General features: G+C 73.3%; 12 protein-coding genes. 8 read left to right on the top strand and 4 right to left on the bottom strand.

The window, feature by feature from the left end; genetic code table 11:
- Positions 1-78 precede the first annotated feature (78 nt).
- Positions 79-1,269, top strand: coding sequence for a PfkB family carbohydrate kinase (locus tag ABEA93_RS32160; protein WP_345679402.1), 1,191 nt, complete (start codon positions 79-81; stop codon positions 1,267-1,269).
- Positions 1,266-2,198: a pseudouridine-5'-phosphate glycosidase gene (locus ABEA93_RS32155; RefSeq protein ID WP_345679401.1), complete on the top strand. Its 933-nt coding sequence runs from the start codon at positions 1,266-1,268 to the stop codon at positions 2,196-2,198. Before ABEA93_RS32160 ends, ABEA93_RS32155 begins: the two co-directional genes overlap by 4 nt.
- A gap of 22 nt (positions 2,199-2,220) precedes the next feature.
- Here ABEA93_RS32155 and ABEA93_RS32150 read toward each other — a convergent pair whose 3' ends face one another.
- The 3 genes from ABEA93_RS32150 to ABEA93_RS32140 form a co-directional block, all read right to left on the bottom strand.
- The gene (locus ABEA93_RS32150) at positions 2,221-3,960 is read right to left on the bottom strand and encodes a serine/threonine-protein kinase (protein ID WP_345679400.1); all 1,740 of its coding nucleotides are present in this window, start codon (positions 3,958-3,960) and stop codon (positions 2,221-2,223) included.
- Between the two features lie 121 nt (positions 3,961-4,081).
- Complete coding sequence (locus ABEA93_RS32145) at positions 4,082-4,765, bottom strand: hypothetical protein (protein WP_345679399.1); 684 nt, start codon at positions 4,763-4,765, stop codon at positions 4,082-4,084.
- Positions 4,766-4,831: 66 nt separating this feature from the next.
- Positions 4,832-5,818, bottom strand: a complete 987-nt coding sequence (locus ABEA93_RS32140) for an intradiol ring-cleavage dioxygenase (protein ID WP_345679398.1) — start codon at positions 5,816-5,818, stop codon at positions 4,832-4,834.
- Between the two features lie 125 nt (positions 5,819-5,943).
- On the opposite strand from ABEA93_RS32140, the gene ABEA93_RS32135 reads away from it, so the two are divergent.
- From ABEA93_RS32135 to ABEA93_RS32115, 5 genes are all read left to right on the top strand, one after another.
- Positions 5,944-7,245 carry a CaiB/BaiF CoA transferase family protein gene (locus tag ABEA93_RS32135; protein WP_345679397.1) on the top strand — a complete coding sequence of 434 codons (1,302 nt, stop codon included), beginning with the start codon at positions 5,944-5,946 and terminating at the stop codon, positions 7,243-7,245.
- 78 nt (positions 7,246-7,323) lie between these two features.
- Complete coding sequence (locus ABEA93_RS32130) at positions 7,324-8,034, top strand: TetR/AcrR family transcriptional regulator (RefSeq protein ID WP_345679396.1); 711 nt, start codon at positions 7,324-7,326, stop codon at positions 8,032-8,034.
- A gap of 137 nt (positions 8,035-8,171) precedes the next feature.
- Complete coding sequence (locus ABEA93_RS32125; RefSeq protein WP_345679395.1) at positions 8,172-8,624, top strand: large conductance mechanosensitive channel protein MscL; 453 nt, start codon at positions 8,172-8,174, stop codon at positions 8,622-8,624.
- Between the two features lie 190 nt (positions 8,625-8,814).
- Positions 8,815-10,269 (top strand): aldehyde dehydrogenase family protein, encoded by a 1,455-nt coding sequence (locus ABEA93_RS32120; protein WP_345679394.1) that lies wholly within the window; start codon positions 8,815-8,817, stop codon positions 10,267-10,269.
- Positions 10,270-10,390: 121 nt separating this feature from the next.
- Positions 10,391-11,260, top strand: coding sequence for an eCIS core domain-containing protein (locus ABEA93_RS32115; RefSeq protein WP_345679393.1), 870 nt, complete (start codon positions 10,391-10,393; stop codon positions 11,258-11,260).
- 115 nt (positions 11,261-11,375) lie between these two features.
- Here ABEA93_RS32115 and ABEA93_RS32110 read toward each other — a convergent pair whose 3' ends face one another.
- Positions 11,376-12,893, bottom strand: coding sequence for a COG1470 family protein (locus ABEA93_RS32110; RefSeq protein ID WP_345679392.1), 1,518 nt, complete (start codon positions 12,891-12,893; stop codon positions 11,376-11,378).
- Positions 12,894-13,152: 259 nt separating this feature from the next.
- Here ABEA93_RS32110 and ABEA93_RS32105 point away from each other — a divergent pair, with 259 nt between their 5' ends.
- Positions 13,153-13,776, top strand: coding sequence for a response regulator transcription factor (locus tag ABEA93_RS32105; protein ID WP_345679391.1), 624 nt, complete (start codon positions 13,153-13,155; stop codon positions 13,774-13,776).
- Positions 13,777-14,036 lie beyond the last annotated feature (260 nt).

Here is a 14,036-nt window from a genome sequence, read left to right as displayed (position 1 = left end):
TCTGGAAGCCTCCGTGCCCGCCCAGCATTCGACTCTCGTGTTTGCATACATATCTAAAGGAGCTTTACTCTTCTAAACATGGCCCTGACCGACCGAGAGCGTGAGATCGTCGACCTGCTGCGGGTCGACCCCCTCCTCGCGCCTGCCGAGATCGCCGACCGCCTGGGCACCACGCGTGCGGCGGTCAACGTGCATCTGTCGCATCTCACCCGCAAGGGCGTGCTCCGGGGCCGCGGCTACATCCTCAGCGAGGAGCCGTCCGCCGTGGTGATCGGAGGCGCGAACCTGGACATCAAGGCGCGCAGCGCCGCCCCCGCGATCCTCGCCACCAGCAATCCGGGCTCGGGCTCGATGGCGGCCGGCGGGGTGGGCCGCAACATCGCGGAGAACCTCGCCCGGCTCGGCACCCCCACGTACCTGGTCGCCGCGGTCGGCAACGACGCGATGGGGGAGCGGCTGCTCGCCGACACGTCCGCGGCGGGGGTCCGGCTCGACCACGTGCACCGCAGCGGGCATCCGACCGGCACCTACACCGCCGTCCTCGACGCCACCGGCGAACTCGTGCTCGCCGTCGCCGACATGACCGCCACCGGTAACCTCATGCCGGAACACCTCGGCCCGCTGCGCGAACTCCTCGCGCACGCCGGGCTCCTCGTGGTCGACGGCAACCTCTCCACAGCGACCGCCTCGCACGCCCTCGACCTCGCGCTCGCCGCAGGCGTACCCGCCCTCTTCGAGCCGGTGAGCGTGCCGAAGGCCGCCGTGCTGGCCCCGCTGATCGCCGCGGACCGCCCGCTGTTCGCCGTCACCCCGAACCGCGAGGAACTCACCGCGCTGACCGGTCTGCCCAGCGGCACCGACGCGGAACTCCTGGCCGCCGCGGCGAGTCTGCACGAGCGCGGCGTGGCGCACGTGTGGGTCCGCCTCGGCTCCCGCGGCAGCCTGCTGAGCAGCGTGGACGACGAACCCGCCTTCGTCCCGGCGCTGTCCGCGGCCGTCGAGGACGTCACCGGCGCGGGCGACGCGATGCTCGCCGCGTTCGCGCACGCGCTGCTGGCCGGGCACGCCCCGCGGCAGGCCGTCGAGCACGGCACCGCGGCCGCCGCGCTGACCATCGAAAGCGCGCACACCGTCCGCCCCGACCTGTCGCCGCGCCTGCTCGCCCAAGCCCTCGCCGAGCGCACCGACCGCCGGCCGACCCCGGCCTGGACCCGCGACTCCGCGACTCCGCACCTCCGACCCCGCCACGAGCACCAGGAGCACCAGTGACCCGCACCCCGCACCCCGACCTCGTCCTCACCGAGGAAGTCCGGGACGCCCTCGCGGCCGGCCGGCCGGTCGTCGCGCTGGAGAGCACGATCATCAGCCACGGCATGCCTTACCCGCAGAACGTCGCGATGGCCACCGAGGTCGAGGACATCATCCGCGCCCACGGCGCGGTCCCCGCGACCATCGCGGTGCTCGGCGGCCGGGCCCGCATCGGCCTCACCCCGGACGACCTGGAACTCCTCGCCACCGCGCCGGACGTGGCCAAGGCCAGCGTGCGCGACCTGCCGTACGTGATGGCCCGCGGCGCGCACGGCGCCACCACCGTCGCCGCCACCATGCGCCTCGCCGCGCTCGCCGGGATCCGGGTCTTCGTCACCGGCGGCCTGGGCGGCGTGCACCGCGGCGCCCCGCAGAGCTTCGACATCAGCGCCGACCTCGTCGAACTCGCGCAGACCGACGTGGCCGTGGTCAGCGCCGGGGTGAAGAGCATCCTCGACATCGGCCTGACGCTCGAACACCTGGAGACCGGCGGGGTCCCGGTGATCGCCTACGGCACCGACGAGTTCCCGGCGTTCTTCTCCCGCAGCAGCGGCTTCGCGGCCCCGATGCGCGCCGACTCCGCCGAGGAGATCGCCGCCATGATGCGCGTCAAGTGGGACCTCGGCATCGCGGGCGGCCTGAACATCGCCAACCCGATCCCCGAGGCCGACGAGATCCCGGTCGCCGAGATGGACGTCGTCATCGACCAGGCCCTCGCCGACATGCGCGCGCTCGGCATCACGGGCAAGGAGACCACGCCGTACCTGCTCGGCCGGATCGTGGAGATCTCCGGCGGCGCAAGCCTCAAGGCCAACATCGCGCTGGTGGAGAACAACGCGCGGCTGGGCGCCGCGATCGCCATCGCCTACGCGGCCGACCCGGCCCGCTGACGGGGCGGGCGGGGCCGGTCGATCAGCCGGGCGTCCTGTCCAGCGGTCCCGTCGGGTTGCCGGTGTTGACGTCGACCGCGGTGAACTGGAGCTTGCCGTCCGAGCGGAGCGACAGCGTGATGTCGCCGCCGCTCGTGCAGAACGGGTTGGCCGCGTTGCCGCTGCCCTGGACATCGGTCAGCTTCACCGCGTTTCCGTCGACGCCGGTGAGCTTCATGTTGCCCTTGCACTCGATGCCGTAGGCGCTCATGGTGCTCGACGCCACGACGTCGCCGTACTTGCCGGCGCTCACGGTGATGGTGACCTGTTCCTTGAGGACCCCGTCCCGCGTCGTCGCCGTGCCGGTCCACGTGCCGACGAGGGCGGCCGGGAGGCTGCCTTGCCCGGTCGGCAGCCCCGGCGGAGCCGTGGAAGGCGGGGGCGACGGCGTGCCGTTCCCCCCGCCGGTGACCGGCGTGACGGCGGCCGTGGCCGGAGCGGTGGGGGTCGGCGTCGACGCCCCGGACCCGCCGTCGTCGGTGCCGTTGTCGCCGGTGGCGAAGTAGATCCCGGCGGCGATACCGCCGATCACGAGCACGGTGACGTACGGGACGAGCCGCTGCCACGTCGGTTTGTCGCGCTGCTCGCCCTCGCCCGGCGGGTGCCGCGGCGGATCCCCGAACGGCCGGGCGTCGTAGGGACCCGGCCCCGCGGCCCGCGGTGATCCGGCGTCCCGGCCCTGCGTCGGCAGCGCGTCCGGCCCCGGTGCGGTGACCTTGTCCCGCGCCCAGTCGGGCACGGCGTCCGCGGGTCCGGAAGGCTCGGAGGGTTCGGGTGCGCCGACGTAGGCGGTGTCCGTCTCTGCCGCGTTGCCCGGATCCTCCGCGTCGTGTTCCAGTTCCAGCAGCGCCACCGCGCGGCGGCTGACGTCGTTGGCCACCTCCGGCGGCAGCCACGCCGCGGCGAGCAGCGCGTCGATGTCACCGTCCGGGACGGCCGCGCGCCGGACTTCGCCGGGCGTCGGGCGGTCGGCCGGGTCCTTGGCCAGGCAGGCCTCGACGATCGGGCGCAGTGCTTCGGGGACGTCGTCGAGCTGGGGTTCCTGGGCGATGAGACGGAACAGCAGGGCCTGCGCGTTGCCGTCGCCGAAGGGGCCGGTGCCGGTCGCGGCGTACGCGAGCACCGCGCCGAGCGCGAAGACGTCCGCGGCCGGGCCGATCGGTTCGCCGCGGACCTGTTCGGGGGAGAGGAAGCCCGGCGAGCCGAGGATCGTGTCCGTGCCGGTGAGCACGGTGGCGTCCATGGCGCGCGAGATGCCGAAGTCGATCACGCGCGGGCCGTCCGGCGACACCATCACGTTCGACGGCTTCAGGTCCCGGTGCACGACGCCCGCTTCGTGGATCGCGGTGAGCGCCGCGGCGAGACCGCCGGCGAGGACCCGCACCGCGGGTTCGGGCAGGGGACCGCGTGTGGCGACCGCCTCGTGCAGGGAGACGCCGGGGACGTAGCCGGTCGCCAGCCACGGCCGCTCGCCCTCGGTGTCGGCGTCCAGCACCGGCGCCGTCCACACCCCGGCGACCCGCCGCGCGGACTCGACCTCGCGGCGGAACCGGCTGCGGAAGCCCGGGTCGTCGGCGTAGCCCGGGTGCACCACCTTGAGCGCGACGGTGCGCCCGGTACGGCTGCGGCCCACGTAGACGCGCCCCATGCCGCCCGAACCGAGCAGCGCCAGCACGCGGTACGTGCCGAGCCGACGCGGATCGTCGGCCCCGAGAGACCTCATGTTCCTCCTCACCCGGGTCGTGCCCGGACCTGCTCCGCCCTCGACCCTACGGTGTGGCGCGGGGCGGGAGGCCGGGGAAAACCCTCGGATGACCGCGCCCGCGCCGCGGCCGAACGCCCGTTCAGCCGCGGCGGAACCAGCGCCGCTCGGCGTCCGCGTGCGGGGCCGGGGCCGCGTCCGGGGCCGCGGAGCCGCCGGTCTGCGCCGGGACGAACGGCGCCGTGGACCGGAACGTTTCCGCAACGCGGACCGCGGCGGCCTGCCGGGCGAGCACGGCCCGGACCCGGGTGAGCGGGTGGTCGGGGAACCGGGCGTCCCACTCGGGGGCGTCGGCCGCGCTGTAGGGGAGGGGGAGTTGCGCGTCGGGCGCGTAGGGGTGCGGCAGGAACACCTTGTCGGGGGCGCCCAGGGAGTTGAACACCAAGGCCTCGCGCAGGCCGGTCATGCCCTGCTCGGCGGCCTGCACCTTGACGACCACGCTGCGGTCGGCGCGGGGGAGGGTGAAGGAGCCGATGAACACGAGCCCGTGGTCGCGGCCCGGGATCCGGGTCTTCAGCACCTGGCGCATCGCCGGAAGCCCGTCGACGGCGACCACGTCGATCTCGATGGCCGCGACGCCCTGCCCGGCCGCGTCCAGCGTGTTGAGGCGACGCAGCGAGGCAAGGTCGTCGAGGGCCGCGGGCACGTCCGGGACCAGGCCGAATTCGTGGACGCTGAGCACGCTGCCGGCGTCGTCCGTCCAGAAGTCCGGCCGGTCCGGGACCGGGGTGAAGCCGTCGAGGTCGAGTGCGGTGAGGAAGTGCATCGGTCGATCATGGCGTGCCGCGGCGACGGGTTCCAGGGCGGAGGCGGCCGGACCCGGTCGGGCGCGCTATCCGGCCGGAGGCTGTGCGCCTTCCGGCGGTTGCCCGCCTTGCGGGGGTTGGCCGGTGGGCGGTTGGCCGGTCGGCGGTTGTCCGCCCCCGGGCGGTTGTCCGCCGGGTGCCCCGCCGCCGGATGCGCCGCCGGGGGCCTGCCCGCCGCCGTCCGTCCGGTTCGCGGACGGGTCGATGCCGAGGGTGAGGGTGCCGACGTACCCGGCCGCGGGGTCGGCGGAGTCGACCGCCGTGACCGTCATCAGGCCGTCCTTCGCGCCGCCGCCCGTGTAGACCATGTCGCCCGCCAGCTTGGTCGGCGTGCCGGTGTGCCGGGTGTACGGGGCGAGCTTGTAGACCGCCTCGCCGATCGCGTCGTCGAAGAACAACTGCCCGGTGAAGTTCGTCTTGCCGCCTTGGTAGGTGCCGTCGGCCTGCTGCCCGCCGGTGTGCACCTTGACGTGGATGTGCGTGACGCGCGGCGTGTACCAGCCCGGCACGATCGTGGCGAACTCGACGACGCCGTCCGCGCCGGCGATCTGGTAGCCGCGCAGATACGTTTTGTCGTTCGCGCCGCTGGTGTCCTCGCTCTCCGCCGGCGCGTTCCCGCCCGGGCTCGCCGTGGTGTAGCCCGAGTAGTACCCCCACGCGTCGCAGTGCCAGATCTCCACGGCGGCGCCGGCCACCGGATTGCAGGAAGCCGTCGTGTCCTGCACGGTCAGGCGCACGGTGAGCGGCACCCCGGCCTTCCCTTCCCGGATGTCGCGTCTGACCAGCGCTTTGTCCAGGTAGTACGGGCCCTGGGTGACGTTCGTGGACAGCACGCACTGCGCCGTACCGGCGGAACCGCCCGCGGACACGCTCGCGCTCGGCTGCGCACCGCCCGCCGCGCCGTCCTTCCCGCTCCCGGAGGAGTCGCTGCAGGCGGTCAGGGCCAGCCCGGTCGCCGCCGCGCCCGCACCGAGGACCAGGAAACGCCGCCGGTTCATGTCGTGTTCGGTCATGTCGCCAGGATCCCGGCCGCGGATGAGAAGGCGGTGAGAACCGTATGAGGAACACGACATCGCGATCACTATGCGATTGTCCTGGGCAGGATGACCACCGGAGTTCGGCGGACGACGGGAGTGCCATGAGCGGCTGGGGCAACGCGGAGAGTGCGGCGTACCGCGAGGCGGCGTACACCGAGGTGGAGGGCGACGGCGGTTCGCGCGGGTTCGGGAGGCCGCTGGACGGCGTGCGGGTCCTGGCCGTCGAGCAGATGCAGGCATTGCCGTACGCGACCCAGATGCTGGCGCGGCTCGGCGCCGAGGTGATCAAGGTCGAGGCGCGGGACGGCGGGGATTCCGGCCGCGGCTCGCTGCCGTCGATGGCCGATCCGGACGGCCGTCCGGTGGGCGCCACGTTCCTGCGCAACAACTTCGGCAAGCGCAGCATCGCCGTCGACCTGAAGAACCCGGAGGGGCTTGCGGTCGTCCACGCGCTGGCGGCCAAGGCCGACGTGGTGTGCGAGAACTTCAAGGCGGGTGTGGCGGGGCGCCTCGGCCTCGGGTTCGAGGACATCGCGGCGATCAACCCGCGTGCGGTGTACCTGTCGGTGTCCGGGTTCGGCAACACGCGGGAGACGCCGTACGCGACCTGGCCCGCCTACGCGCCGGTCGTCGAAGGCATGGCCGGCCTGTACGAGTTCAAGCGCCCGCCCGGCGTGCCCCCGATCGTGTCGCCGCTCGGCGGCCTCGGCGACACCGGTTCCGCGCTGTTCGCGGTCATCGGCGTCCTGGCCGCGCTGCGGCACCGCGAGGCGACCGGGCGCGGCCAGTACGTCGACATCGCCATGTACGACGCGATGATCGCGCTCAACGACACCGGCATCGGCTACTGGTCGATGGGCCTAGAACACGGCGGCCTCGCCCCGCTGATCAACGACGCCTTCATGGCGCGCGACGGCTATGTGATCGTGCAGTGCGGCCGCCCGCACATGTTCGAGGCGCTTGCCCGCCTCGTCGGCCGCACCGAGTGGCTCGACGACCCGCGCCTGGCGGGTCCGCAGGACTGGTTCGACCACCTCGACGACGTCATCCGCCCCGGCATCGAGGCGTGGGCCGCCGACAAGACCCGCCGCGAGGCGTGCGCCGCCCTCACCGCCGCGGGCATCGCCTCCGGGCCGGTCAACACGCCCGCCGACGTCATCGCCGACCCGCACGTCAAAAGCCGCGACATGCTCGTCGCCATGGACCGCACCGACGACGTCCCGGGCCCGGTCCTGACCCCCGGAAACCCGGTCAAACTGTCCCTCGCCGAAGAACAGCCGGAGACCCGCGTCCCGTGGCTGGGCGAACACACGGACGACGTCCTCCGCGACGAACTCGGCCTGAGTGACGCGGAGATCACCCACCTGCGGGAGGCGGGGGCGGTGGGGGCGGCGGACGCCTGAGCCGTCGCCGCCCCCGGGCCGCCGCGGTCACTCCGCCGCGGCGGCCGGGAGGCCTCCGGGTGCCGTAAGGTCGCGGGTATGGCGGAGCGTGTGGTTTCCGAGCCGCAGCGGCGGCGCCGACGGCCGACCCGGAAGGGAGCGGTGCTGTCACATGCGCTGATCGTGGAGACGGCGCTGGCGCTGGTGGACGAGCACGGTGCGGACGCCCTGTCGGTCCGGCGCCTCGGCGCCGCGCTCGGCGCCGACCCGACCTCGATCTACCGGTACTTCCGCAACACCGACGACCTGCTGCTCGCGGTGGCCGACGAACTCCTGGGCCACGCCCAGGAAGGCTGGGCCGAGACCGGCGACTGGCGCGCCGATGTACGGGACCTCTCCCTGCGCCTGCACGCCGCCTACGCCAAACACCCGCGGGCGGCCACCCTCGCCGGGCACCGCACCACCGGCCGCGCCCACGAGATCCAGGCCGTCGAGACCCTGCTGCGCCTGCTCCGCGCGGCGGGCTTCCCGGACGGCGAGGCCGTGCGGTACTACCACGCCCTGGCCGACCAGACCCTCGCCTTCGCCGTCCAGCACGCCGCGGCGCTGAGCCTCCCGCCGGACGCCCTGGCCGCGGACCGCGAGGTCTGGCAGGGCACCTACGCGAAACTCGCCCCGGAAACCCACCCGAACATCGCCGCCACCATGCCGCTGCTCGACGCGGAAATGCAGCACGGGGCCTTCGCATTCGCGCTCGACCTGCTCCTGGACGCGATCGCGGCACGGCTTCCGGCCGTCGCGAGCGACTGACGGGGCGCTCGCGGCCGGGTTCCGCCGGTTGGGGGATTGCCCGGGTATTTTCGGCGAGTTGAACCGATTATCGGGATATCAACTGGCAATCTGAGCCCGGAAAGTCGTATTAATTCGGGCTTAGGTGGGTGGCGATTGTGCTCAAAAGCTTCAAAGGCTTCCTCATGCGGGGCGACATCGTCACGGTTGCCGTAGCGCTGATCATCGCGCTGGCGTTCAGCACCCTGATCAAGGCCTTCACGGACTTCGTGATCAACCCGATCGTCACCCGGTTCCAGGGCGGTTCGTCGGTCGGCCTGGGCTGGCAGCTCGGCAAGTCCGGCAACGTGGCGACCTACCTGAACGTCGGCCAGTTCATCTCGGCGGTGATCTACTTCATCATCTTCATGGCGGTCGTGTTCTTCCTGATCGTGCTGCCGTACAAGTCGTACCAGCAGCGGCGCGGCGTGAGCGTGTTCAAGGAGGACGGCCCGGAGAAGACCTGCCCCGCGTGCCTGTCGGAGGACCTGCCGAAGGCCGCGAGCAAGTGCAAGTACTGCGGCACCGACCAGCCGTCCCCGGGCGCCACCACGGCGGGCGCCTCGATGTAGCCGGTCAGGGCCGGTCGCAGTCCCTCGCGGCAGGTCGTGATCCGTTGCGATCGGTCGCGGACGCAGGGCCGTCGGGGCCCGGGTGGGAACGGCGGGTGCTCTCTCTCACAGTTGGTGCTTGATTCGATCAACCTCAAGGGATTGGGTTTAGCCTCCGCAGGACGCCGTACTACCTGACAGGGGTTAATCCGTGCACCTGAGCCTCGACGCCCTCGAAACCACCGGCCTGCTCGTCGACGGCGCGTGGCGGCCCGGCGGGCTCGGCCGGTTCGACGACGTGTCGCCGGGCACCGGGGCCGCGTTCGCGACCGTGCCGGACGGCGACACCGCGGACATGGCGGCCGCCGTCGAGGCCGCCCGCCGCGCGTTCGACGCCGGGCCGTGGCCGCGCATGTCGGGCGCCGAGCGGTCCGCGTGCCTGACGCAGCTGGCCGAGGCGCTGAAGCGGCACGAGCCGTTCTTCGACCACCTCGCCCGGGTCGAGTGGGGCGTCGCCAACGACCGGCCCGGCCAGGTCATGGCGGCCGCGATGATCACCGCGGGGGCGGCGCAGCTCGCGCTCGTGCCCGCCGAGGAGGAGCTGACCGCGCCCGGCACGTCCGGCACCCTCGTGCACGAACCGCACGGCGTCGTCGCGGCCATCACCCCGTGGAACTACCCGCACACGCTCAACCTCACGAAGGTCGCGTCGGCCATCGCCGCGGGAAACACGCTCGTCCTCAAGCCGTCGCCGCTCAGCCCGCTGGCCGCGGTGGCGCTCGCGTGGATCGTGGCGAACGAGACCGACATCCCGGCGGGCGTGGTCAACATCGTGCCGACCACGTCGCTGGAAGCCGCCCAGGCGCTGACCGCCGACCGGCGCGTCGACATGATCTCGTTCACCGGCAGCACCGCCGTCGGAAAGACCATCGCCGCGGACGCGGCGGGCACCCTCAAGCGGCTGGTCCTCGAACTCGGCGGCAAGTCCGCGGCGATCCACTTGGACGACCTCGACGACGTCGCGTACGACGCGCTCGCCGCCCGCGCGCTCTTCGACGGCTGCCTGCGCCACGCCGGGCAGGCCTGCCTGCTGCAGAGCCGCCTGCTCGTCCCCGCGGACCGCGAACAGGACATCGTGGCGCGCCTGGTGGCGGCTGCCGAGAAGGTCCGCGTGGGCGACCCGCTCGACGACACCAGCGACATGGGCCCGCTGATCAGCCCCGTGCAGACCGACCGCGTCCTCGCCGACATCGCCGACGCGGTGGCCGACGGTGCCACCGTCGCCTACGGCGGCACCCGCGTGGAAGGGCCGGGTACGGGCAACTACCTGGCGCCGACGATCCTCACCGGCGTCGCCAACGACATGCGGATCGCGCAGGACGAGGTCTTCGGACCGGTCCTCGCGGTCATCCCCTACCGCGACGAAGAGGAAGCCGTCGCGCTCGCGAACGACTCCCGGTTCGGCCTGGTCGGCTCGGTGTGGGGTGCGGACACCGACCGCGCGGCCGGGGTCGCCAAGCGGCTGCGCGCCGGGCAGGTCACGGTGAACGGCGCCCGCGCCCTCGGCCCGTTCGGCGGGTTCAAGGAATCCGGCATCGGCCGGGAGCAGGGACTGGAAGGCCTGCGCGAGTACACCGAGACCAAGACGGTCAGCCGGCCTGCGTGATCCGGTGCCCTTGCGGGCAAGCCGCGGTGTCCGGGAGCAGGGCACCGCGGGATGGACGGCGGGGCGGCACGCGCGGAGGGTCGTGGGGAGGGCGGTTCGCCGAGTGGCCCCGGAGGTGTCCATGCGCGCGCACGACCACGACCACGACCACGACGAGGACCGGACGGGAACCCGCGCCGGCCCGGAACACGACCACGAGCACGCCGCCCTGGTGTACCGCGCGGCAGCGCTCGGCCGACCGGACGTGGTCGGGCGCGCGGGCCTGAGCAGCCTGCAGCGGGCCGCGGGCAACGGCGCCGTGCGGGCGATGCTGGCCGACGACGAGAAGGACCGCGCGCCCGCGGCACAGCGGGCCGCCGCGGAACCCGCGCCCCGGTCGCGCGTGCACGAGGTCGTCGGGTCGGGCGGCGGCGCGCCGATGGACGGGGACACCCGCGCCGACATGGAAGCCCGGCTCGGCGCCGACTTCGGGGACGTGCGCATCCACACGGACGGGCGGGCCCACGAATCGGCCGCCGAGGTCGGCGCGCACGCCTACACCGTCGGCAGCGACGTGGTGTTCCAGCGCGGCATGTACGACCCGGGCTCGCACGACGGCAAGACGATGCTCGCGCACGAACTCACCCACGTCGTCCAGCAGCGCAGCGGGCCCGTGGAGGGCACGGAGACCGCGGGCGGCATCCGGGTGAGCGACCCGTCGGACCGGTTCGAGCGCGAGGCGGTGGCCAACGCGGACCGGGTGATGTCCCTCCCGGCCCCGACCGCGCCCACGCCGGACGTCGGAACGGGCGCAACGAGCGCGGCCGCCGCACCCGCGGGACCGTCGGCACCCGTGCAGCGGGCCGTCGACGAAGGCGCCGAGGGGGCCGCGACCGCGGCGGCGGTGCAGCGCGAGGAAGACGAGGACGAGGAACCGGCGGACGTGCAGGGGGCGTTCGTGCAGCGGGCGGAGGACAAGACGGACGAGGAAGAGGACGAGCCGGCGGAGTGACGAGCCGCGCCGGGATCCGATTCGGGGCCCGAGTCGGCGGGGCGACGAGCAGCGTAGGCAACCGACCGGGTCCCGAGGCGGCCTCGCCTCGGGACCCGGATCGGGCTCCGCGCCGCTACGACCCCGGCTTCAATATCCCGCCCAGCAGCAGCGATTCCACACACCCCGACGGCGCCGGGGCGGCCACCGGGCGGCCGACCTGGGCGCAGTTCACCGTCATGGTCAGCGACGCGCCGCCGGGCACCACGACCGGGGTGACGAAGTGGTAGTCCTGGTCGCGGAAGTTCTCCAGCGCCAGGCTCAGAATCGGCTTGTCCTGGTTGGCGATCACCAGCGTGCCCGCGTCTCCCTGCGGGTTCTGCACGACCAGGTCGGTGAGTTCGAACGCCTGCCCGGCCGGCACTTCGTACGCCGACGAACTGCTGTCCCCGCCCGCGGCATCCGTGACCTCGAGGCGCGCGCTCGTGGGCTTGGCGCTCGCCCCACCGCCGGGCGCCCCGCCGCCGGGCTGGCCCGGGTCGCCGCCCGGGTTCTGGCCCGGCTGTCCGCCGCTCTGGCCCGGGCGCGGGCTGGTGCCGCCGGAGCCGCCCGAGCCGCCGCCGTTCAGCTGCCCGCCGTTGGCACCGCCGTTGGCGCCCGGGGACGGTGTCGCGCCCTTGCCTTCCGGGTTCTGCGCCTTCTCCTGCGCGGCGTTGACCACGTCGGGGGTGACCGCGTCGCGCGCGGCGGAGCGCACCGTCGGGCGGAGCACGCCGAACCACAGGCCGACCAGCAGGCCGGCGACGACGACCAGGGCGATGAGGGCGCGCGGCGTCCACCGGGGCAGCAGGGCGCGCTGCTCGAACGTCCCGTCCAGCAGCACGGTCACCGGCGCCGGAGCATGTGCTGCCTCGCCGGACGGCCGGGGCGGCACGGGCGGGGGAGCCGAGGCGGGGGCCGACGCGGGCGGCGAGGGCGCCGGGGGAGCGGCGGGCTCGCCGGGCTTGGCGCCGTCCGTGGCGCCCGTTGTCGTGGCAGCGGCGGCCGCCGCCATCGTCGTCGTCACCGCGATCTGGAACGGGTGCGTCCGCGGCGGCCCGAACCACACCAGCTTGGCCGGCCGCATGCCGACGTCCGCGAACTCGGCACGCCCCGGCGGAATGGCGAACTCGGCCTTGGCGAACCGCGGCAGGGCACTCCGCCAGCCCGGCTGCCCGGCCAGTTTCGCGGTGACCGGCGTGTTGCCGCGGTTGTCGACCGCGACGCGGTGCTTGCCCTTTCGGGCGGACCGCGATGACCGCGGGAGCAGTTCCGCGGTGATCTCGGTGAACGGCAGGACGGTCACGGTGCCCTCGGGGACGACCGCGGTGTCCGGGTTGTTCGTCGGCACGACCCGGATCCCGTACGGCGCTTCGCCGGCGGCCGTGCCCGGGTCGCGCGGCGGCCGCAGCCGCACCGTGACGGTCTCCGCCGTCTCCGGGTACAGCGACACGCGGTCCGGTTCGACCGTCGTCCACGCCGCGCACGGGCCGACCACCTCGAAGCGGTATTCCTCGACGGTGCTGCCGGAGTTGCGGATCTGCAGGGGGACGTCGGCCGCGCCGCCGGGCTCGACGGAGACCTCCGGCGTGTCCAGGGTTGCCGTAGCACTCATGAACCGCACCGTAGGGGCGGGCGGGTGCCCCTGGCAGGAGTGCGCGAGGAACACTTTCGGGCACCGGGGATGCCCGTCGAGTCCCCGCCGTTGAGCGCTTGTTGACCGCTCGTGGACCGCCTTTCGGCATACTGCGAGTCCGGAATCCGGGCAGCGGGCACCGCTCCCCGGATTCCGACGGCTGCCCGCACGGGCGAGCCGACCGGGGGCGGTGGGGAGAGGACGGGAAGACGGACGGGAAGACCACGGGGAGGAAGCGGTGGAACGCATCACGGTCGGACTACGGGCGCAGGATCCGGTCCTGGAGGCGGGACTTGCCAGCCAGGTCCGGGCCAGGCCGGAACTGTCCCTGCACAAAGGGGAAGAGGAGGAGTCCGCGGTGGTCATCGTGGTCGTCGTCGACCACGTCGACGACAACGCGCTGCGGGTACTGCGGAACGTCAAACGCACCACGTCCTCCCGCGTCGTGCTGGTCGCCTCGCACCTGGACGACCAGCACCTGGTCAGCGCCGCGGAATGCGGCGTCGCGGGGATCATCCGCCGCACCGACGCCACCCCGGAACGCCTCACCAACGTGATCCGCGCGGTCGCCCGCGGCGAAGGCAGCGTCCCCGCGGACCTGCTCGGCCGGCTGCTGGAACAGGTCGGCCGCCTGCAAGGGCAAGTCCTCGGGCCGCTCGGCCTCAACGTCAACGGCCTCGCGGAACGCGAAATCGAGGTGCTGCGCCTGATTGCGGAGGGCTACGAGACCGCCGACATCGCCACCAAGCTGTCGTACTCGGAACGCACCATCAAGAACGTGCTGCACGGGATCATCTCCCGTCTGCACTTGCGCAACCGGGCTCATGCGGTGGCATATGCGCTGCGGCAGGGGCTGATCTGACGCCGGATCCATGACCGGACGCGGACCCCTACCGGCCGCCCGTCCGCGGCCCGACGCCCGCTTCCCGGCAGGCGACCGCGGCACGGGCGGCCGGCACGGCCGACAGCTCGGGCAACGCGAAGGACACGCCGCTCTAGGGCGCGTATCTGGTTGTGATCAACGAGTGGCTCGGGTGAGGTCGTTGATCCAGATCATGGAGGCGCGCAGGTGGAGGCCGGCGAGGTAGCTTTCCGGGGTCTTGTCGTACCGGGTCGCGATGC

Origin of the sequence: Yinghuangia aomiensis (assembly GCF_039542225.1) — a bacterium.
Lineage (GTDB): Bacteria > Actinomycetota > Actinomycetes > Streptomycetales > Streptomycetaceae > Yinghuangia > Yinghuangia aomiensis.
Note: the sequence above shows the minus strand (reverse complement) of the source record. Positions and strands in the feature narration are given on the sequence as shown.

Bases quoted from the DNA above. Each gene is read 5' to 3' on its own strand.
- ABEA93_RS32160 (WP_345679402.1), top strand. From the start codon at position 79: ATGGCCCTGACCGACCGAGAGCGTGAGATCGTCGACCTGCTGCGGGTC.
- ABEA93_RS32150 (WP_345679400.1), bottom strand. From the start codon at position 3,960: ATGAGGTCTCTCGGGGCCGACGATCCGCGTCGGCTCGGCACGTACCGC.
- ABEA93_RS32145 (WP_345679399.1), bottom strand. From the start codon at position 4,765: ATGCACTTCCTCACCGCACTCGACCTCGACGGCTTCACCCCGGTCCCG.
- ABEA93_RS32140 (WP_345679398.1), bottom strand. From the start codon at position 5,818: ATGACCGAACACGACATGAACCGGCGGCGTTTCCTGGTCCTCGGTGCG.
- ABEA93_RS32135 (WP_345679397.1), top strand. From the start codon at position 5,944: ATGAGCGGCTGGGGCAACGCGGAGAGTGCGGCGTACCGCGAGGCGGCG.
- ABEA93_RS32130 (WP_345679396.1), top strand. From the start codon at position 7,324: ATGGCGGAGCGTGTGGTTTCCGAGCCGCAGCGGCGGCGCCGACGGCCG.
- ABEA93_RS32115 (WP_345679393.1), top strand. From the start codon at position 10,391: ATGCGCGCGCACGACCACGACCACGACCACGACGAGGACCGGACGGGA.
- ABEA93_RS32110 (WP_345679392.1), bottom strand. From the start codon at position 12,893: ATGAGTGCTACGGCAACCCTGGACACGCCGGAGGTCTCCGTCGAGCCC.